The 20,615-nt window shown below is 63.8% G+C and carries 15 protein-coding genes and 2 pseudogenes; 8 read left to right on the plus strand and 9 right to left on the minus strand.

The window, feature by feature from the left end; translation table 11 throughout:
- Positions 1-68: 68 nt before the first annotated feature.
- From ACFMO3_RS06655 to ACFMO3_RS06670, 4 genes and pseudogenes are all read left to right on the plus strand, one after another.
- Positions 69-1,367 carry an adenylosuccinate synthase gene (locus tag ACFMO3_RS06655; protein WP_376789640.1) on the plus strand — a complete coding sequence of 433 codons (1,299 nt, stop codon included), beginning with the start codon at positions 69-71 and terminating at the stop codon, positions 1,365-1,367.
- A 132-nt stretch (positions 1,368-1,499) separates the two neighbouring features.
- Positions 1,500-2,918 carry an adenylosuccinate lyase gene (gene purB / locus ACFMO3_RS06660; protein WP_376789641.1) on the plus strand — a complete coding sequence of 473 codons (1,419 nt, stop codon included), beginning with the start codon at positions 1,500-1,502 and terminating at the stop codon, positions 2,916-2,918.
- Positions 2,919-3,204: 286 nt separating this feature from the next.
- Positions 3,205-5,163, plus strand: a pseudogene (gene uvrB / locus ACFMO3_RS06665) (excinuclease ABC subunit UvrB); the annotation flags it as partial.
- Between the two features lie 298 nt (positions 5,164-5,461).
- Positions 5,462-6,391 carry a diacylglycerol/lipid kinase family protein gene (locus ACFMO3_RS06670; RefSeq protein ID WP_376789642.1) on the plus strand — a complete coding sequence of 310 codons (930 nt, stop codon included), beginning with the start codon at positions 5,462-5,464 and terminating at the stop codon, positions 6,389-6,391.
- Positions 6,392-6,416: 25 nt separating this feature from the next.
- Here ACFMO3_RS06670 and aroA read toward each other — a convergent pair whose 3' ends face one another.
- Positions 6,417-7,727 carry a 3-phosphoshikimate 1-carboxyvinyltransferase gene (aroA, locus tag ACFMO3_RS06675; RefSeq protein WP_376789643.1) on the minus strand — a complete coding sequence of 437 codons (1,311 nt, stop codon included), beginning with the start codon at positions 7,725-7,727 and terminating at the stop codon, positions 6,417-6,419.
- Positions 7,728-7,908: 181 nt separating this feature from the next.
- Here aroA and ACFMO3_RS06680 point away from each other — a divergent pair, with 181 nt between their 5' ends.
- The 4 genes from ACFMO3_RS06680 (at position 7,909) to ACFMO3_RS06695 (ending at position 12,059) form a co-directional block, all read left to right on the plus strand.
- Positions 7,909-8,325, plus strand: a complete 417-nt coding sequence (locus ACFMO3_RS06680) for a CBS domain-containing protein (RefSeq protein WP_322801560.1) — start codon at positions 7,909-7,911, stop codon at positions 8,323-8,325.
- The gene (locus ACFMO3_RS06685; RefSeq protein WP_376789644.1) at positions 8,310-8,828 is read left to right on the plus strand and encodes a DUF402 domain-containing protein; all 519 of its coding nucleotides are present in this window, start codon (positions 8,310-8,312) and stop codon (positions 8,826-8,828) included. The genes ACFMO3_RS06680 and ACFMO3_RS06685 overlap by 16 nt, the downstream gene beginning before the upstream one ends.
- A 42-nt stretch (positions 8,829-8,870) precedes the next feature.
- The gene (locus ACFMO3_RS06690; RefSeq protein WP_376789645.1) at positions 8,871-10,766 is read left to right on the plus strand and encodes an aldehyde ferredoxin oxidoreductase family protein; all 1,896 of its coding nucleotides are present in this window, start codon (positions 8,871-8,873) and stop codon (positions 10,764-10,766) included.
- A gap of 102 nt (positions 10,767-10,868) precedes the next feature.
- Positions 10,869-12,059 carry a M28 family peptidase gene (locus ACFMO3_RS06695; protein WP_376789646.1) on the plus strand — a complete coding sequence of 397 codons (1,191 nt, stop codon included), beginning with the start codon at positions 10,869-10,871 and terminating at the stop codon, positions 12,057-12,059.
- An 88-nt stretch (positions 12,060-12,147) separates the two neighbouring features.
- Here ACFMO3_RS06695 and ACFMO3_RS06700 read toward each other — a convergent pair.
- From ACFMO3_RS06700 to ACFMO3_RS06735, 8 genes and pseudogenes are all read right to left on the minus strand, one after another.
- A pseudogene (locus ACFMO3_RS06700) lies at positions 12,148-12,399 on the minus strand (RHS repeat-associated core domain-containing protein); the annotation flags it as partial.
- 500 nt (positions 12,400-12,899) lie between these two features.
- Positions 12,900-13,121: a hypothetical protein gene (locus ACFMO3_RS06705; protein WP_376789647.1), complete on the minus strand. Its 222-nt coding sequence runs from the start codon at positions 13,119-13,121 to the stop codon at positions 12,900-12,902.
- 417 nt (positions 13,122-13,538) lie between these two features.
- A complete protein-coding gene (locus ACFMO3_RS06710) occupies positions 13,539-14,489 on the minus strand; it encodes a sensor histidine kinase (RefSeq protein WP_376789648.1) in 951 nt (316 codons plus the stop codon).
- The gene (locus ACFMO3_RS06715; protein ID WP_376789649.1) at positions 14,486-15,274 is read right to left on the minus strand and encodes a response regulator transcription factor; all 789 of its coding nucleotides are present in this window, start codon (positions 15,272-15,274) and stop codon (positions 14,486-14,488) included. Before ACFMO3_RS06715 ends, ACFMO3_RS06710 begins: the two co-directional genes overlap by 4 nt.
- A gap of 100 nt (positions 15,275-15,374) precedes the next feature.
- Positions 15,375-17,270, minus strand: coding sequence for a hypothetical protein (locus ACFMO3_RS06720; protein WP_376789650.1), 1,896 nt, complete (start codon positions 17,268-17,270; stop codon positions 15,375-15,377).
- A 964-nt stretch (positions 17,271-18,234) separates the two neighbouring features.
- Positions 18,235-18,828, minus strand: a complete 594-nt coding sequence (locus ACFMO3_RS06725; RefSeq protein WP_376789651.1) for a DUF5666 domain-containing protein — start codon at positions 18,826-18,828, stop codon at positions 18,235-18,237.
- An 897-nt stretch (positions 18,829-19,725) separates the two neighbouring features.
- Positions 19,726-20,244 (minus strand): IS66 family transposase zinc-finger binding domain-containing protein, encoded by a 519-nt coding sequence (locus tag ACFMO3_RS06730; RefSeq protein ID WP_376789652.1) that lies wholly within the window; start codon positions 20,242-20,244, stop codon positions 19,726-19,728.
- 128 nt (positions 20,245-20,372) lie between these two features.
- Positions 20,373-20,615 (minus strand): hypothetical protein (locus ACFMO3_RS06735; RefSeq protein ID WP_376789653.1); only part of this gene is annotated, 243 nt, incomplete at its 5' end.

Here is a 20,615-nt window from a genome sequence, read left to right on the forward strand (position 1 = left end):
CGAAGGCCCTCCCCCGCGGTGCAGACCCTATCCGGAATATTGGACTCGCTTCGGCTGGAGGCAGGGTTATGCCTGTGATCGCCGTGGTCGGCGCGTTGTGGGGAGATGAGGGAAAGGGCCATATCGTCGATCACCTGAGCCGCGACGCGGAGATCGTGATGCGGGTGCAGGGGGGTGATAACGCGGGCCACACAGTGGTGAACGAATACGGAACGTTCCGCCTCCATCTCGTGCCCTCCGGAGTTTTCCAGCGGGGAACCACATGCATCATCGGTGCAGGGACCGCGGTGAATCCCGATACATTGCTTCAGGAGTTGGCGGAGCTCGAGGCCGCCGGCGTGGATACCTCTCGCGTGTGGATCTCCGATCGGGCGCATCTGGTCTTCCCTTACCATCGCCAGCGGGATGAACTGGAGGAGCGCGGTCGGGGCGATCGCCCCCTGGGCACCACGCGCCGGGGCATCGGCCCGGCTTACAGCGATAAGGCCGCCCGGATCGGCTTGCGGATGGGCGATCTCCTCCATCAGGACTGGCTCCACCGGCGCCTGCAGGAGGCATATGCGGCGATCTCCGCGCGCATAATCGCGTTGAAGGGGGACCCCCCTCCTCTGGGGGAGCTGATCGACCGGTGTGAGATGTGGCGAGAGCGCCTGAGGGATCGGATCATCGACACCATCCCGGTGCTCCAGGACGCCATCCGGCGGGATGCCCGGATCCTCCTGGAGGGGCAGCTGGGAGCGATGCGGGATCTGGACTGGGGCGTATATCCCTATGTGACCTCGTCGAACACCCTGGCTGGCTACGCGGCGGTTGGGGCGGGGATCCCACCCCATGCGATCCGGGAGGTGATTGGGGTGGTGAAAGCCTTTGCCACTGCCGTGGGGGAGGGCCCTCTCGTGACCGAGGTGCACGGGGAGCTGGCCGAACGTCTGCGGCGGGGCGGCCCTCCGGAAGGATGGGAGTTCGGGGCGACGACCGGACGCCCTCGCCGGTGCGGCTGGCCCGATGGGGTGGCGTTGCGGCACGCCGCCTGGCTGAACGGCTTCACGGCTCTGGCCATCACCAAGCTGGATGTCTTAGATGGGCTGGAAGAAATCCCCCTCTGTGTGGGATATCGCCTCCCATCCGGGGAGATCCTCACCCACGTCCCCGACACGCCGGTTCTGGAGCAGGTGACTCCGGTCTACGAGCGCATGCCGGGATGGTCCGGCCCTACCTCCACCGCGCGGCGGTGGCAGGATCTCCCGGAGGCGGCGCGAGGGTATTTGCGTCGCCTGTCGGAGCTGGCCGGCGCTCCCGTGCGCTATGTCTCTGTGGGCCCTGCCCGGGACCAGATCCTGGAGATCGAAGACGGCGCGTTGCGGTAAGCGCGTGCTGCGCGCTGGACTCTAGGGGGAATGGGGCCTCGGGGATCAAAGCCGAACGGCGGATGTCCCGCTCTGGCTATCGCGATAGCGTGTGAGGGAAGATCCAGATTCTCCCTTAGGATGGAGCTCGGGATGTTTACCCACGAGACCTTTCTTTCCCCCTTCACCTGGCGATATGGAAGCCCGGCGATGCGCCGGATCTGGTCGGAGGCCTACCGCCGGCGGCTGTGGCGTCAGGTGTGGATCGCGCTGGCCCGTGCGCAGATGGCCGCCGGCCTTGTCCGCCCGGAGCAGGTGGCCGACCTGGAGGCCCATGCCGGGGCCATCGACTTGGAGCGGGCAGAGCAGATCGAGCGGGAGATCGGGCATGATCTCATGGCCGAGCTCCTCACGTTTGCCGAGCAGGCCCCCCAGGGTGGCCCTGTGCTCCACCTGGGCGCTACATCGGCAGACATCGAGGACAATGCCGATGCGATTCGGATTCGGGAAGCTCTGGATCTGATCGGCGATCGCCTGCAGGAGGTCCTGGAAGCACTAGCGGACGCCATCGAGCGATGGGCCGAAGTTCCTTGCATGGCCTGGACTCATCTCCAGCCGGCCGAGCCCACGACCGTGGGTTATCGCCTGGCCCTCTATGGCCAAGATCTCTTGATGGATTGGGAGGAGATCTCCCGCTGTCGGCTCGCGATCCGGGGGAAGGGCTTCAAAGGGGCAGTGGGAACCGGCGCCTCCTACGCGGCGTTGCTGGATGGGACCGGTATGACGCCTTCCCAGATGGAAGAGCGGGCGATGGCGGAGCTGGGCCTGGAGCCGTTCCGGGTGACCGGTCAGATCTATCCGCGCAAACAAGACTGGCGGGTGCTGGTAGCCCTCGCGGGGCTGGCCATGTCGCTTTACAAAATGGCGTTTGACCTCCGCCTCCTGCAATCGCCCCCCTTCGGCGAATGGTCGGAGCCCTTCGGCGCCCGTCAGGTGGGCTCCTCGGCGATGCCCTTCAAGCGTAATCCGATCCTCGCCGAGCGGATCAATGCCCTGGCTCGCTATCTGGGGTCGCTTCCCTCGATGATGTGGGAAACCGCCGCCCATTCCCTCCTGGAACGCACTCTGGACGATTCGGCGATCCGGCGGATCCTGTTGCCGGAGGCTTTCCTGGCCGCCGATGAGATCCTCCGGCTCACGCTCCATATCCTTCGAGGCATGGAAATCCACGTGGAAGCGTTGCGGCGCAATCTGGAGCGGTTCGCCCCCTTCGCCGCTCTGGAGCCGGTCCTCATGGCGGCGGCCCGTGCGGGTGCGGATCGCCAGGCCCTCCACGCTCGCCTGCGGGATCATGCCATGGCTGCGTGGGAGGCCGTGCGGTCCGGGGCCCCCAACCCATTGCCGGAGCGCCTGATCGCGGATCCGGAGATCACCCGCTGGCTCGCTCCCGAAACCCTCCGGCGCCTGATGGCGATCCACACCCATATCGGGGATGCCCCGGAACGAGCACGGGCGATGGCCCAGGAGATCCGAAGGGCGATCGCTGCCCATCATCGCCCCTTCATCGGGTGAGCTCTGGCCAAGACAGGCCTGCCCGCAGGACCTCGGTGTTCTCTCCTTGCAGCCGGGATCCGGGCGCGGCGATCGGGCCCTCAATCATCCCACTGCATTAAACTAAACTAATGAAGGCAGAAATTCCGTCGTCCGTCTCCTCGTGGGGGCCTGGGGGAAGGGCCATCCCGCTTCCCGGGACGGAAGCCCGGCGGCGCAAGCCCCAACTCATGGCGACCTGTCATGCGGTGCATTCGACGGGCTGAAATGCAGCCCGCGGTTCAGCCGGGAAGGGAAGGGATCCGACATGGAGCGCTTTCAGTTGGTGGCGCCCTTTGAACCCACCGGGGATCAACCGCAGGCCATCGAGAAGCTTGTCGAGGGTCTGCGGAAGGGCTATCGTTATCAAACGTTGCTGGGGGCGACGGGGACGGGGAAGACCTTCACCATCGCCCATGTCATCGCCCGCATCCAGAAGCCCACGCTGGTCATCAGCCACAACAAGACCCTGGCCGCGCAGCTCTACGCGGAGTTCCGTGAGTTTTTCCCTCACAACGCAGTGGAATATTTCGTCAGCTACTATGATTACTATCAGCCCGAGGCGTATATCCCCCAGACCGACACCTACATCGAGAAGGAGACCAGCATCAATGAGGAGATTGAGCGCCTGCGCTTGGCGGCCACCCAAGCCCTGTTCACCCGGCGGGATGTGATCATCGTCGCCTCCGTTTCTTGCATCTACGGCATCGGCAACCCCCACGATTGGGGCCAGGTGGTCATCCGCCTTCAGCGTGGCCAGGTCCGCCGCCGCGATAACCTGTTGCGCCACCTCGTGGACATCCAGTATGCGCGCAACGATGGGGATTTCCGGCGGGGAACTTTCCGGGTCCGCGGGGATACGGTGGATGTCTTTCCCGCTTATCAGGATACGGCGATTCGGATTGAGTTCTGGGGGGATGAGATCGAGCGCCTCGTGGAGTTCGATCCGCTTACCGGGGAGATCCTCCGCCTTCATGAAACCATGGAGATCTACCCGGCCAAGCACTTCGTGACCCCTGAGGAGAAGCTGCGGCGGGCGATCGCCTCTATCGAACAGGAGTTGCATGAGCGGCTGGAGGAGCTTCGATCCCAGGGGAAGCTCCTGGAAGCGGAACGGCTCCGCCAGCGTACCCTGTATGACCTGGAGATGCTCCGCGAGGTGGGCTACTGTCACGGCATTGAGAACTACTCCCGTCATCTGGATGGGCGGGCGCCCGGCGAGCCGCCATGGACTCTTCTGGACTACTTCCCGGATGATTTTCTGGTGGTCATTGATGAATCCCATATGACTATCCCACAGTTGCGTGGGATGTATCACGGCGATCGCTCCCGGAAGGAGACGCTGGTGGAATACGGGTTCCGTCTTCCCTCGGCGTTGGACAACCGGCCGCTCACCTTTGAGGAATTCGAACAGCGGGTCCGTCAGGTGATCTTCATGTCCGCCACCCCCGGGCCCTATGAGCTGGAGAAGTCCGAGCAGGTGGTCGAGCAGCTGATCCGCCCGACCGGCATTCTGGATCCGGTGGTGGAGGTGCGGCCGACCAAAGGACAGATCGAGGATCTCATCGGTGAGATCCGCAAACGCATCGCCCGGGGCGAACGGGCGCTGGTCACCACCCTCACGAAGCGCCTGGCGGAGGAGATCTCGGATTACCTGAACGAGATGGGGATCCGCACCCATTATCTCCATGCGGACATCGAGACCCTGGAGCGGGTGGAGATCCTGCGGGATCTCCGGCTGGGGGTTTACGATGTGGTCGTGGGGATCAATCTGTTGCGTGAAGGGCTGGATCTCCCCGAGGTCTCCTTGGTGGCCGTCCTGGATGCCGACAAGGAGGGCTTCCTGCGCAGCGAGACGGCGCTGATCCAGACCATCGGGCGGGCGGCCCGGCATGTGAACGGGACGGCCATCCTCTATGCGGATACGATCACCGATTCCATGCGCCGGGCGATCGAGGAAACCAATCGCAGGCGGGGGATCCAGGAAGCGTATAACCGGGCCCACGGCATCGAGCCCCGTTCGATTGTGAAGGCCGTGCGGGATCTCACGGATCGGGTGCGGGAGATGGTGGCTGAGGAGAAGGGGGCGCCCGAACAACGATGGACGATGTCGAAGGACGAGTTGCAGCGCCTCATCCGGGCGCTGGAGAAGGAGATGAAGCGGGCCGCTCAGGCCCTGGAGTTCGAAAAGGCGGCTGCCCTACGGGATCAGATCTTCGAACTCCGCGAACAATTGCGGATGATCGAGCTGGCGGAAACCCCACCGGAGGCCAGGCTTCGCCGGCTGGTCGAGCGGGAGTGGATCGCAACCGAGGAGGGGGAGGAGGTCGCTCCTGGGCCGGGGAAATCCCCCCAGGCCTTCGGACGGCGAAAGGGACGATCTTCCCACCCCCGCTGAGCGCTCGATCGTTCGAGGTTGGAGGGCCGCCACGGATGGCCTCCAAACGGGAACATCCCTTCAGGCGGATCAGGCCCACTTCACCTGGGATTCCGGCACAACGGCTATGGATCGCTCCAGACGCGTCATGATCATCTACAATCCGACCGCTGGCCCCCGGGAGATGCTTGGGGAGGTCCAGGCGGTGGCCCGTAAATGGCAGGAGGAGCGCGGATGGTCGGTCCTCCTGCGGATCACGGAGCGTCCAGGAATGGCTACCGATCTGGCCCACGAGGCCGCCCTGGAGGGATTCGAATGGGTGATCGCCGCGGGGGGAGATGGCACCGTCAACGAGGTGGCGAACGGCCTGGTCGGAATGCCGGCCGCTCTGGGCGTCCTGCCGGTGGGAACCGGCAATGTATGGGCTCGGCAGCTGGGCCTCCCGGTTTACCCTCTCGTCCATCCGCTTCGGATTCAGGTGGCTGCGCATCTCCTGGAGGCCGCGCGGGAACATACAATTGACGTGGGGAGGGCCAACGGTCGTTACTTCCTTCTGTGGGCGGGCATCGGTCTGGACGCCCAGGTGGCGCAGCATATGGAACCCCGGACCCGGAACACCAAGCGTTTGGGGGCCCTGGCTTACCTGATTGCCGCTGCCATGATCGCCAGGGATTTCCCGGCCATGCGGGCCACGGTCATCGTGGATGGCCGCCGCCGGGTGAAGGGGCGCACCCTGGTGGTTCTGGTAGCGAATGCCCAGCTATATGGAGGCCTGGTGCGCATCGCCCCCCAGGCCATGCTGGACGATGGCTATCTCAACATTTGCGTGTTTCGAGGGATGGGGCTGCCGTGGGCGGTCCGCCATTTCTTCAATGTCTTCGGGGGGCGCCATCTCCAGGATCCGGCGGTCAAATTCTTCGTCGGACGTCGTGTGGTCGTCGAGACCCGCCCGGTCGTCCCGGTCCAGGTGGATGGGGAACCCATTGGCTATACCCCCATGGCCTTCGAGGTCGTCCCCCGATCCCTTCGAATCCTGGTTCCACCGACTGCCCCTGCGAGCCTGTTTCAGGAGTCATAACTCCTCTTCCCGGGCGCTCGCACCCTCATTCGTAAACGGTCTCTACCTCGATCTCCGCGCCGAGGGCCTGCATGGTTTCCACGAAACCCGGGAAGCTGTCGGCGATGCAAGCCGCATCCTCCACGAGGGTTTCCCCATCGGCGATCAACCCGGCGACCGTGAGGGCCATGGCCAGGCGATGATCCCCATGGCTGTGGACAACGGCCCCGCGCAAAGGCGTAGGCCCATAGACGGTAAAGCCATCCGGATGTTCCTCGATCCGCGCGCCCATACGGCGCAGCTCCGCGGCGATGGCGGCGATGCGATCGCTCTCCTTAACGCGCAATTCCGCCGCATCGCGGACCTGGGTGATGCCCTCCGCCTGGGTGGCGACCACGGCGAAGATGGGGAACTCATCGATCATCCGAGGAACCATGGCCCCTGCGATTTCGATCGCTTGCAGACAGCTGGCCGCCGTGGCCTGCAGGTGCCCCACTGGTTCCCCGCCGGCTTCGCCCTCTGGGATCGCCCGGATTGGCGCGCCCATTGCCTGCCACGCGTCCACCCATCCCAGACGCGTGGGGTTGAGCAGGACCCCAGGGATCTGCACCCATGAGCCCGGAACCAGCAGGGCGGCCGCGATGAGGAAGGCCGCGGAGGACGGATCGCCGGGGATGGTCATGGAAACCGGCCGCAATCGCTCCGCCGGCTCAATGGTGACGGCGTTCCCATCTCGTCGGATGGAAGCGCCCATCGCCCCAAGCAAGCGTTCTGTGTGATCCCGTGAGGGAGCGGGCTCGATGACCATCGTTGGGCGATCCGCGTAAAGCCCGGCCAGGAGGATAGCCGATTTCACCTGAGCGCTGGCCATGGGGAGCTCATAGCGGATGCCCTGGAGCGAGCCACCGCGCACATAGACGGGGGCGTGCCCCTCCGTGGTGATGACCTCCGCGCCCATCTGGCGCAATGGCCGGGCCACCCGCTCCATCGGGCGCCGAGAGAGCTGGGGGTTCCCCACCAGCGTGCTGGGGAAGGGGAAACCGGCGAGCATCCCCATCAGGAGCCGCATCGTGGTCCCGGAGCCGCCGCAATCCAGGGGGGCAGGGGCCGGTCGGAATCCCTTCAAGCCACCGCCGTGAACGATCAGGTGCTCCCAGGCGGGCCGCTCCACGTGGATCCCCAGAGCGCGGACACAACGGAGGGTTGCCTCGCAATCGGCGGCCGGAAGCCAGCCCTTCAGGTCAGAGATCCCATCGGCCAGGGCTCCAAACAGCAGTGCCCGGTGGGAGAGGGATTTGTCTCCTGGGACGGGCATGGTGCCTTTCAATCGAGTCGCTGCTCGGATCCGCAATCGCATGATGCCCCTCTGGACCCATGGCTTTATGTTGTTGGGTTCGAGCTTCAGGGAGTTTTCTCCACGCCGTCGCAAGATCGCTTCGGGGGGGCGTTTCCGCAAGCCCATCGGCTCTTCCGACCGCCTTCCGCTGAAGGCGCTTATAATAATTTTATGCGAACCATTTCGCTCGAAAGGGGTGGCGATGGAGCGCAAGCCCAAACCCTATACCGTCGCCGAGATCATGACCTCCCCCGTGGTGACCGTCCCTCCAGATATGCCCGTGGAGGACGCGTTGCATCTGATGGTTCAGAAGGGCATCTCCAGCGTGGTGGTGGAGCCGGAGGGACCTCATGGGACGTGGGGGATCATGACCAAGCGGGATATCCTGAAGAAGGTGGTGGCCGCCGATCGGCCCCTGAAAGGATTGAAGGTGCGGGATCTGATGAGCGCGCCCCTGATCACCGTTTCCCCGGATACCACCATCCGGCAGTGCTCCCTGATCATGTTGGACGCCAACATCCGGCGGGCGGTGGTGATGCAGGATGGGAAGCCCGTTGGCATCGTGAGCGATACGGACATCTTCCAAGCGGTGGAGGAACGGGGGTGGGGCCCGGATTAAGCGCCCATGCTCCTCGGCCCGTCCGGGTGCGGCGACTGACGGCGGATGGCCGGTTGCGTGTGGTTTACGCCGGGCGTCTCACCCGCGCTGCTCCCGAGGCGCTGGTGGTGGAGGCCTTCTGGGAGCGTCCTCCGCTGGATCTGGGTTACGTGCGTTTGGAAACCCAGGATCGATTCGTCGAGTATTTCTTCCCAGGCCGCTGGTTTGTGATCTATGAGATCCATGGCCATGGGGACGATCGGTTAAAGGGTTGGTATTGCGACATCACATATCCTCCGCAGGTCTCAGAGGACGAGATCGAGATTCGGGACTTGGCGCTGGATCTCTTCGTGACGCCGACGGGGGAGGTCCTGGTTCTGGATGAGGAGGAGTTTGAGGCGTTGAGTTTGCATGAACGGGATCCACAGGCCTACGCGTCCGCGCGGGAAGCCCTTCGGGATTTGATGGGAAAGGTTCGCCGACGAGAGCCTCCCTTCCATCAAATTTCATCGCGCGGATTTTGAACAGGATTCGCATGCTTCACCCTGTAAACCAGGAGGGTGGCCATGGCTTACGGATATGCGGGCCGTGTTCTCCACGTGGATCTGACGGAAGGCCGCCTGTGGGTGGAGACGCCGCCGGAATCGTTTTATCGCACCTATATGGGCGGCAGCGCGATGGGGCTTTACTACATCCTGAGAGAGATGCCTCCAGGCGTCGACCCCTTTGATCCGCGCAACATCCTCACCCTCTTCCTCAGTCCCCTCACTGGGGCGCCGATCTCCGGGCAATCCCGCCTGATGGCGAACGCCAAATCCCCCCTCACGGGCGCCATTGGGGATTCCCAGAGTGGGGGTTTCTTCCCTGCGGAGCTGAAATACGCGGGCTTCGATGGGCTGGTGATCCGAGGCCGCGCTCCGAAGCCTGTTTATCTCTGGATCCATGACGGTGAGGCGGAGCTGCGAGATGCCGCTCACCTGTGGGGTCGGATCACCGGCGAGGCAGAGCGGATGCTGCAAGAGGAGCTGGGGGACGATCAGATCGAAATCGCTCAGATCGGGCCGGCCGGCGAGCGCCTCGTTCGTTTCGCAGCGATTATGAACATGTCCAATCGGGCCAACGGCCGCACCGGGATGGGGGCGGTGATGGGCTCCAAGAACCTGAAGGCCATCGCCGTTCGGGGCCGTCGCAAGGTGGCAATCGCTGATCCGAAGGCGCTGGCGGAGCTGGCTCAGTGGGGGGCCCGCCATATCGAGGACAACCCCGACGTCCAGGGGCTGGCCCTCTATGGGACGGCCAGCGTGGTCGCCTGGCAGCAGATGGCTGGCACTTTGCCCGCTTATAACTACAACGCCGGGCAATTCGAGGGTTTTGAGAAGATCACCGGTGAACGGATGGCCGAAACGATCCTGAAAGAACGCGATACCTGCTATGCATGTGTCGTCCGCTGCAAGCGGGTGGTGGAAACAGAATGGAATGGCCGAAAGGTGGATCCGTTCTACGGCGGTCCAGAGTATGAAACCATCGCGACCTTCGGCTCCTACTGCGGGATCGATGATCTGGATGCGATCGCCCTGGCCAACCAGATGTGCAACCAGTATGGGGTGGACACCATCTCCTGCGGGGCGACGATCGCCTGGGCGATGGAGTGTTTCGAGAAGGGGATCCTCACCGAGGCAGAGATCGGCTTCCCGCTGCGCTTCGGCGACGCCGAGGCGATGCTCCGCCTCCTGGAGATGATCTTGAAGCGGGAGGGCATCGGTGATGCCCTGGCCGAGGGCTCCGCCCGGGCTGCCGACCGGCTGGGGAAGGGCCATGAGTTCCTGATCACCGTGAAGAACCAGGAGGCCCCGGCCCACATGCCCCACGCCAAGCGCTCCCTCGGCCTGATCTACGCGGTGAACCCCTTCGGCGCGGACCATCAATCCAGCGAGCATGATCCTATGTATGAGGAGGGCGCTTCGGATCTCTACCTCCAGCGCCTGGCGCTCCTGGGTCTGACACAGCCTCAGCCTCCCCACAGCTTGAGCGAGGAGAAAATCCGCTTCGCTTATCTCACCCAGCTGTTCTATTCATTTCTGGATTCGGCGGGGTTGTGCCAGTTCGTGTATGGCCCGGCCTGGACCCTATACGGGCCTGAGGAGACAGTGCGGATGGTCCGCGCGGTGACCGGCTGGACAGATTTCACCCTGGAGGAGCTGTTGCGGATCGGGGAGCGCCGTCTGAATATGCTGCGGTGGTTCAATGTGCGGGAGGGCCTGGATCGCCGGGCGGATCAGCTCCCGAGGAAATTCTTTAAAGCCCTGCAGGGAACAGGCCCCACGGCCGGCATGGCCTTGGATCGGGAAGCCATGGAGCGAGCCCTGGATCGTTATTACGAGCTGGCGGGCTGGACTCGGGAAGGGGTACCTACGCCCGCGAAGCTTCGAGAGCTGGGGCTGGAATGGCTGCTGGCGCAGTAGGCAGGGCTTCGCGCTGGGTCGGGCGTGGGCCCTCCAGAACGGCTCACTCCTAGGAGAAGCGATTTCTATAGGAGGGTCTTCCCTCGAAAGCGAGGAGGGCCCATGGCTTCTACAATGGATCACGTGGCCTATCTAGCGGTGACCATCGGACCCCGGGGAAGCACCACGGACGCGGAGCGGAAAGCTGCGGAATATGCCGTTCGCGTGTTCCGGGAGCTGGGACTGGAGCCCCGGGTGGAGCCTTTCGTAAGCGCCACCTCGGCCTGGCGTCCTTTTGCCATCGCCACCGGGGGGATGCTCTTGATGTTCCCGGTTTTCTTCCTCGGCGGCCGATGGATCGCCGCCCTCGGCCTCTTCCTGCTGGTCCTCTGCACGGTGCTGGAGCTCACCTTTACGCCGAATCCCCTCCGCTGGCTAGTTCCCAAGGGGCGAAGCCAGAACGTCTATGCCATCCTGCAGCCGGCCGGGCCGGTCCAGCAACGGGTGATCCTGTGCGGTCATCTGGACACCCATCGCACGCCGTGGGCGTTTTCCTCCCTTCGAGCACTGGCGATCTACCGGATGCTGGTGACCTTAGGGCTTCCTGGGGCGGTGGGGGTCGGGGGGCTATTCCTGATCGGCGCGATCACCGGGAACCCGAACTGGGGCCTGCCGTCGCTGCTGCCAGGGCTGCTGCTCGCCGCGGTTTTTGCCATCGCCATCCAGGCGGACCTCACGCCTTACACGTGCGGTGCGAACGACAACGCCACCGGCGCCGGGATGGTCCTGGCGCTGGCGGAGCGGCTTCGTCGGGAGCCTCTTCAGCGCACAGAGGTATGGGCGTTGTGCACGGGTTGCGAGGAAGTCGGCGCATATGGCGCTGCCGCCTTCGTCCGACAGCATGCAGACCTCGGGCGCCCCATTTTCATCGTCCTGGACACCTTGGGCGGTCCAGGGAGCGGCCCGTGTTATCTCGTTCAGGAGACGATGCTGTGGCCTCTGCGCAGTGACCCGGAGCTGCTCGCGCTGGCCGATGGGATCGCTCGCCGCCATCCGGAGCTCGGCGCCTACCGCTGGCCGAACTTCCGGGGCGCCTACACCGATGGGGCGCCGGCTGTTCGGGCGGGCTGGCGGGTTCTCACTTTCGTCAATTTACGGCCGGACGGCGTGCTTCCCCACTGGCATCAGCCGTCGGACGTATATGAGAACGTGGATCCGGAGGTAGTGGCTCGCACGGAGGACTTTGTGTGGAAACTCTTGCGGGCGATCGATGTGGGTTTAGGGGATCGCGGAGGGGCGGCTGCCCCATCGTAGCCTCTATTGGGAAGGGGCCGTTACCCCGCCGGCCCATGAGCCAGCGCCTAGTGATCCCTCGGATGGCTTCCGTGCCCATCGGGGTCCAATTCACATATGCATACCGGTTGAGGGCCTGGGGGTTCCCCGGCTCGGGCACGATGGGATCCGGTTGCAGGAAGCGGCCCAGGGCGGGGTCGTAGAACCGAGCCTGGTAGTCATACAACCCTATGGTACCATCCCACCGCTGTCCCGTAAAGCGCCGCTCCACGAACAGGCTGCCGCTGGTGTACCGCTCCTCCCCAAACGAGTAGTACCACTTCTCCCCCACCTTGCTCCCGCTGCCGTCCAGCACCACCATCGTCGAACCCAGATGGTCCACCAGCAGCCAGTAGGCCGTGCCCCCGATGCGCACCGCCACCCGCCGGTCCCCCAGATAGTAGTACTTCGTCACCTGCCCCGTGCCGGTGTTCTTCTGGTACAGGTCGCCTACGTACACCGTGGTCTGCTGGTTGTTCACCACCCGCTTCACCAGCTTGCCGTCCCCATCATACGTGAAGCTGACGCTCGCGGCACCGCTCACCCCCACCAGCCGGTTCTCCGGTTTGTCGGCCAGGACAGGTTCCGCATCGTAGGTCAAGTTGATAGATGCCCTTTTGTCTACTCAACAACTACCCAGCCATTCGCCTGCGACTGCGCCGTGCATGCCACCACAGCACCACCATCCCCAGGCCGCCACCGACCAGGTCCACCCCGATGTCCAGCATCTCATCTGCTCCAGGGGGCTGAGCCGTGTACCACAACTGAACACCCTCTTGCAAAAGTGCCACGCCCAGGATCAGGACTAGTAATGATCCTGAGCTACCACCTGCCACGATGAAGCCTCAGCCGGGGACCGAGAACCTGCCCCAACAGATAGGCTAGCACGGCGTAGAGAAAAGCGTGCATGACCACGTGAGTCCAGGTGGGGGTGAAAACGTATCGAAAGGCGCGATTGTAGGTGGCGGATAGTCGGGTGAACCAGGCCATGGGGAAGAGCATGCCCAGAACCCAGAAGACTAGGAAAACGAACTTGCGTCTCACGGCTTTTCCCGAGTGCACAGTGCGAGTGTATGGCTCATTCATCCAGTGACGTGGGCACCTTGCGCGGGCCGGGATGCAGCGTGGAATGTTGCAGGAAATCGGCCATTTCCCGGTCGATCACTTCCAGAAGTCGCTTTAGGTCCTCGAGGGTCATGTAGTCTGCAATGGGGGTGGAAAGAACGATGATGTACTCCTCTTTCGCTGATTTTGGGAAGGGGTTCGGGAAATTCCCGAGTAGGGGGCGCACGGCTGTGCGCCCCTACCATCGATGGGCCCCCGGGCGCGCCGCCACGGCCCTGAGGGGGCGTAGGACTGAACCCTCCCCGTTGGCCGACCATGTCGTGCCGCGGCCGGCGACGGCAGGCTCTAAATTCATACCACACCTTGTAATTGGTACCTATCCTGAAACATCGGGTATCAATCTTGAAATACCTCTCTTTCCCCCGCTGCCAGCGGCAAGCGCACCGTGACCACCGTCCCTTGGCCTTCTCGGCTGCGTACCTGTATTTCCCCACCGTGCAGGGCCACAATGCGCTGCACCAATGCCAGCCCCAACCCGCTGCCGGGGATATCCCGGGCGTTGCTTCCCCGGTACAGCTCCTCAAAGATGTGGGGCAATTCCTCTGCCGGTATGCCCGGCCCCCCGTCCGCCACCTCCACCACCGCCCACCGCTCCTCCTCCCTGACCCGCACCTCCACCGGGTCGCCGGCGCGGGTGAACTTGAGCGCATTGTCCAGCAGGTTACGAAAGGCCACCACCAGCAGGTCTCGGTCCCCCCACACTGGCGCCACCGGCCAGGGCACATGTTGCACATGGACGTCCACCTGCCGCGCGGTGGCCCCTTCTGTCTCGCACGCCAGGGCGATGGCCTCCTCCAGGACCACCTGCAAGTCCACCCGTTCCCCTTCGAGCGCCAGCTCTTCCAGTTCGGCCAGCCGGCGCAGCTCCGCCACCAGGGTCTCCAGCCGCCGGACCTGCTCAGCCACACGGGCCAGCGAGTCCGCCTCTTCCGATGAGGATACTAGGCGATCCTGGAGGTTCGCCACCCCCAGATGGATGATCGCCAGCGGGTTCTTCAGTTCGTGGTCCAGTCGCCGCAAGAAACGACGGTGGGCCGTGGCGTGCCTCTCCCGCTCTGCCGCCCGGACCCTGGCCCTCTCCCGCTGCACCCAAGCCCGCAATCCCAGAACGCCCCACCCTCCCAGGCTGAGCAGCACCCCGGTCCCCGCCGCCAGCGCGGCCAGGTCGGCCTGAAAGGTGCCCACAAGGACGAGATTGGGTACCACCTCTCGCGCCAGCAACACGGACAGCCCCAGTCCCAGCAGGGCCGGCCCGCTCGCCAGCCCCACCGCCAGATAACGCCTCATACCTCTCCTTTGACCTCCCCGATAAACCGATACCCCTGGCCCGTTACCGTCTCGATGTAGCGGGGCGCGTCCGGGTCATCGCCCAGCACCTTCCGCAGTTCGGCGACGCGGATATCCACTGCCCGCGTCCCCACCGGATAGGCCCAGCCCCACAGCTCGTCCAGCAATCGCTCCCGGGAGAGCACTTCGCCGGGATGCAACATCAAGAACTCCAGCAGGGCAAGGGCGCGGGGCGTGAGGGGCAGCTCCTTCCCGCCGCGCTGCGCCCGCCGCGCCTGACGGTCCAGCACCAGGTCTCCACACACCAGGCGACGGTGAGCGGTCAGTGGAAGTTCCCCTTGCCGCGCGCGGCGCAGCACGGCCTGAATGCGGGCCACCAGTTCCATCGGCTCAAAGGGTTTGTTGAGATAGTCGTCTGCCCCTTCTTGCAGGCTGAAGGCCCGCTCTATAGGCGTGCCTACCTGGGTGAGGAGGATGACGGGGGTCCAGTCGCCGGCCTGGCGCAGGCGGCGCAGCACCTCCCGGCCGTCGAGCCGGGGCATGAGCACGTCCAGCACCACCAGGTCCGGCCGTTCCGCGGCGATGCGCTGCAGGGCTTCCTCGCCGTCGCCGGCGGTGAGCACCTGGAAACCGGCCCGCTCCACCAGCGGCTTCAGCTCCGCCAGCAGGTCCGGCTCGTCATCCACCAGCAGGATGCGGGGTCGTCTGGAGACATGAGCACCTCTGGCGATGACTCCAGGCGTTGCATGGCGCGTGCGTTGTTCATTATACCCGTAAGGTGACATAGCGCATCACCGGAGGGTTTCATGGGCTGAGCAGGCGCGACCCAGTGGGTCGCCCTGGTTGTGTGAGGTGGGTGGGGCGGATTGTCAATCCGCCCCACAGCTAACGTCTCATGTCCAAAGGGCGCAGGGTGTTCAGCACCACCTCCACCGTCGCCACGTCCTCCCCAGGCACAAAGGCCACCCCCCGACCGGAAGGGGCGATGACCAGCCAGACCGTTGCTGGCCGGCCTTCCCCTGGCATCAGGGTCAGGCGCAATGCCTCAAAGGTCCCCAGACGCACCGGTTCCGCCGCCCGCAGGTACCGCCCCCAGGCCCCCTGCTCCACCTCGGCCAACGCCCGGTCCAAGGTGCGGCTCTCGGGACTGAGGACCGAGAGGTCGAGGACCTGCCGGGGGTTACCCGCCTCGTCACGGACGGTGAGGTGAGCTTCCGCGCCCGGTACCCCTTCCATCTCCCAGGCCGCCGGCACGTCAAAGGCGAGGCCCAGGACGGTGTCGGTGTACGGTCGGGTGGGGCCCAGGGCGGGTGGGGGCGGTGTCGGGGTGGGCGATGGCACAACCACCGGCGTGGGCGGAGGGGCGGGCGGTGGTGCCGTCGGCAGCGCGGGGGGCGGGACGTGCACGGCCTCCTTCGGTTGGGGCGGTCCGGTCCACCAGTCAAAGAGTTCGCTCCAGTCCAGGTCGCCGTAGAAGCCGGACGAGTCCGGGAAAGGCCCCAGGTCCTTGACCACGGGCCGCAATGCGCCGGTGGCGGTCTCCATGAGCCACAGGCTGGCCTGCTGGCCCTGCAGGCGGGCAAAGAGGATGTGCGTGCCCTCCGCCGACCACAGGGGCCGCTCATCGCGGAAGGCAGCGTCATCGGTCAACGGCCGCGCTTCCGGGGCGTCGGCCCCCGTCACCCAGATGCGCCGGCCGGCCAGGAGACCGCGGGCCGCTTCCCCACCGGCCACATTGGGACCAGCAGGGGCCCCCACGTAGGCCAGGCGCTGCCCGTCCGGCGACCAGGCCGGCGCCAGGACCGCGACCGTGGGTGGGGTCAGGAACCAGCGGCGGCGGCCATCCGCGGTGGCGACCATCAGCCGCTTGTTCTGCCATGTTTCCCGCCCGCTGCCGGCCACGATGGCCAGCCGTGCTCCGTTCGGCGACCAGGCCACGAAGTCGGGGCGCGGCACCACCGCTTCGGCGATCTCAACGGGGGTGCCGCCCCCTGCCGACACCACCTGGAGGGGCGCCCCGTCGGCGGCCAGGGAGGCCGAACCCGCCGGGAACCGCCAGAAGGCCAGCCGGGAACCGTCCGGCGACCATCCGGCCAGGACCACCGTGTCCGCCTGGCGAGGCGGGTGATAGGCGGAGAAGACCTCGCTCCGGTGCGTGCGGTCCAGCCGGATGCGTTGGATGCCCTGATACGTCGGCGGCTCGCCGGGCCGGGCGTCTGTCCACTCGAAGGCCAACCATTGGCCATCGGGGGACCAGGCGATGTGTCCCACGCCGCTCCCCTCCACGCCCGGTGCGGACACCAGCTCCTGGGAGGTCATTGTGCCCACATCGGTCACCCACAGCCCGCCATTGGCGGTCACGTAAGCCAGCCGGTCCTCGACGGGGGACCAGACCGCTTGGGTGACGGCGACCTCCGAGATGCGTCGGGGCGCTTGCTCCTCGACGGACACAATCCACAGTTGGCGGTCTTTGAAGAAAGCGATCCAGCGGCCGCTGGGCGACCAGGCGGGGCGTTTAATCCCCAGGCTTTGGGTCAGACGCCGCTCCCGGCCGGTGTCCAGGTCGAGGACCCAGAGGTCACCCCCGCGCACAAAGGCGATCTTGCCCAGGCGGGGCGCCGGTGTAGGGGACGGCGTGAGGGCTGCCTGGGCCGTCGCGGTGACCTCTGCCGGCCGCATGAGGCGGGCGTTGACCTCGAATGTGCCGCAGGCGGCGAGGAGAAACGTGAGAAGAAGAAAGGTCAGCAAAAGAGCGCTATCTTGCCTTACTCGTTGGTCCATTTGGAGTACCTCCCGTGTAACGTGTACAGTTGCAATCCTGATCGCTGAGGTAACCGGGTGTGCTCCTATTCTCACGGTGCGGCTTGCCAGCCAGCACTCCAGTATTGCAGCCGTATTGCAGCCGTCTCACCGTGTCTTCGCGGGGATTTTCCTGTGATAAAGATAAACACACCAGCCGCGCCACCCGCCACGCCCGCCGGAGCCCCAGAACCTGCACCAGGCGCAAACGCATGCGCAAACCGGTGTAAACCTGTACCTGTGCATCGTTGGCCTCTAATAGCGTGGGTTCCCAACGCCACCCCGGCCTACCTCGATTAAGTAGCCCCTGGACCTTGGGTTCGTGCAGACTGCGAGCTGTCAACCGACCGCCGGCCTCGATCTCGATCGCATGTGCTAGTGCCGTGCAGGTCGAGCACTCTGAGTCGAAAAGCAAGTAATATTCCATGATGCAACTTCTTTCCTTATTACCGAAATCGCTATTGCCTGAATACCAGCTGCTCTTTTAAGAAGCGCTCTCACCAACCGGTCGGCAGTGGAATGAAGAATCGTCTGTTTCCATCCTGAAGATCCGTGACCTCTGCCCTGTCCAGATCAGCGTTGATAGCCACCACCTTCACCCCTTCCAAACGCTGCCTCTCTAAGTTCACGGCGAAAACGACAAGCCTCGAACTGCTGTCCGACTTACCATCCTTTGCCTCCCCATTTTGCAGGTTGAAGACAAAGAAAGCCCATTTATCATCATGCCAGGCATCGGCTGGAAAGGGGGTCTGGAGCTCCCGACGCAGCCTTCGATAGTACGGTGACCGCTTGAGCACCTTTAGAGCCTCGATCAAGCGACAACAGAGGGGTACTGGTGTGCCGGCTCCCCGAGCGGCTTGATCCTCACTTCAACGACGCCTTCGCCCTACTACTCGTTGGCTCATGATTCACTTCCCATATTCCATTTCAGAACAGGCTGTCATCCTCACTCTGCTACCCACATTCGGGTGGCCTTCAATGTCCCGTCCCGTTCCATCACGCCTAGAACCTGCACCGGCTGGCCAGGTCGTAGGCTCGGTGTCACCACTGGGTTGTCGTTCACCACCATACCCGGGTGGAACCGGACGACAATGCGGCGTTCAGGGCCTGTATGAGCGTGACCATCGATTCGCAACTCAAAGCCATTGCTCTCCAAGGCGTTCACAGTTCCCATCAGATTGGCGATGTTGGCCCAAATCTTAGCGGCGGTAAACGTGCCATCGGGCTCAGGCAGCGCTCGCAGATAGAGGAAATCCCCCGGCTCCAGCGCAGCCAGGTCGGTCACCTCTCCCTTCCAGATCCGGGTGCTGCCCGATACCCGTAGGGTAACCGCAACCTCGCCACGCTCGTTGATTACCAGTGTGCCCTGGGTCAGGTCAACGGTGATGATCTCTCCTTCCAGGAAAATAGTCCCGTCTCCCATAGCCTGGTCCTCTTGTCCGGCCAGCACGTGAGCTGGTTCAAGAGCTAGCCGGGCAGCCAAGGCCCCAGAGCCTAAGGCGATACCTTGCAGGAACTGACGACGCGTGACACGTGTCATGGTCATCCCTCCTTCACGCTGTCACTCGCACCGGGATGCGCCCAACGTCCAGGTCGGCAATCTTAGAGAAAGCGTTGGGGGTCAGATCGATGATCGCTGGACAATTGGGATAGGCACACCCACAGGGCCAGTTGCAGTAGTTATTGGTGTTAGGTCCACAATCATGAACTTCTACAATGACTTGCTTTCCATTGCAGCGGTTGTAGACTACCAGAGTGTCGCCGCAGTACTTCCAGGGTAGCGGCAGGCAATTGTCGGACACATTGCAGTCGGGATATCCCGGTCGCTTAAGCTTGGGCCAGGCGGCGTGGTCCAGGTAGCTCTCGCAGTTCCCGCACGAGCCATGCCCAGTGTCCGCGCAACGACTGGACCAGCTTCCCGCGTGGCCACAGCAGAACCACGAAGCACTACCGTAGTAGTAAGCCATGATTCCACCTCCCACTACTCCCACAGAGGTACTTGCCGCTTAGTGCAGTGTTTGAGCAATGCCCAACAAAGTCTCAAGGGACATCGAGTTAGAGTACAAATTCAGGCCTAAGGTTGAAGAGGAGTTGGAGAACTTGGTGCTTGAATTCCCAGATACGTGAGAATGTTGTTGTATTCCTCCACACTCAACTCTTCAATATCCCCTGACCCGGCTACAAGTAGATAGACTGACATATCTCCTCAGGGCCGGTAATGTGCACTTTTCGTTTGAACATCTTGTCACCTCCTGGTAAAAGAGTTCCTACCAATCAGCCGGCACTGGAACTTGAAATTATCCGTACTTGATAAAACTGCTCCGGCTTTCTAGCCTGCCAGCAGCCTGGAAAGGCTGCTCCACGAGCCAAATGCCAAATTCTCAGGTATCGATTATTGGCTACCCCTATTCTACCACATCCCATGTTTCACCGTGTTTCAAACCGGTATCCATCCTGAAACATCGTGTTTCAATCCTGAAACATCACTCCTTTCCTGTTTCTCGGCCAGGCAGGCGTCGGCTTGGCACAGCCCGCCGGGGCTCACCTCCAGGCCGAAAGCCGTCTCGAACAGCTCGGTGATCTTGCGGTAGGGGATCCCCAGACGATGCTTGAGGTCCGCCGTCAAGGCCTTGGCCCGCGGGCCCAGGCTCACGCCTGCGGCCCCGGTGGCTCGCGAGACCTGTTGGGGATGGCAGGCCCGCACCCGCTTGCGGCAGCGGGGGCAGTAGCCGCTTTGGGTGCGGAAGCGGACCACCTCCGGCTCCACCGGAGGCAGATCGACCTGGATCTGCTCGTGCCAGGTGCGCTCCGCAAGCTCCCCACCACAATCGGGGCACCGCTCCAGGGGGACCTCGAGGGTGCGCTGAATCTCCTCCTCGGGAGGTGGCTCCTTATGGGTGAACCTCCCTTGTCCAGGACGGCGGCCCGGCGGTTTGGGATCGGGCTTGGGGGGCATCCTTGGAGAAGGGAGCCGCCTGGCGACGCCCGCGGCGCAGCTGGGCCTCCAGCTCTTCGATCTTAGCTTCCAGCTCCTTGATCTTAGCCTGGAGCCGTCGGCAGTTGGGGCATTCCCTCTGCTTCCGGCTATCCGTTTGTGGAATCAACAACTCCTCGAATCGGCGGAGTACAGCGTAGTTGATAGTTCCTGGCACCTGGGTAGCTCTCAAACTTGATCACATCATAGCTCGCTTCCAAGGCTTTCTGGGCAATAGCTTGATGCAGGTCTTTAGCAGCCGGATCATGAACATAACCCCATGCTTTAGCAATGGTCGGATCTGTGAGGTCCAGAACCTTGGCTTTGCCTATGTCCAAGTGGAACCGGATTAC

The sequence above is a fragment of the Thermoflexus sp. genome (assembly GCF_042408815.1).
Classification (GTDB): Bacteria; Chloroflexota; Anaerolineae; order Thermoflexales; family Thermoflexaceae; genus Thermoflexus.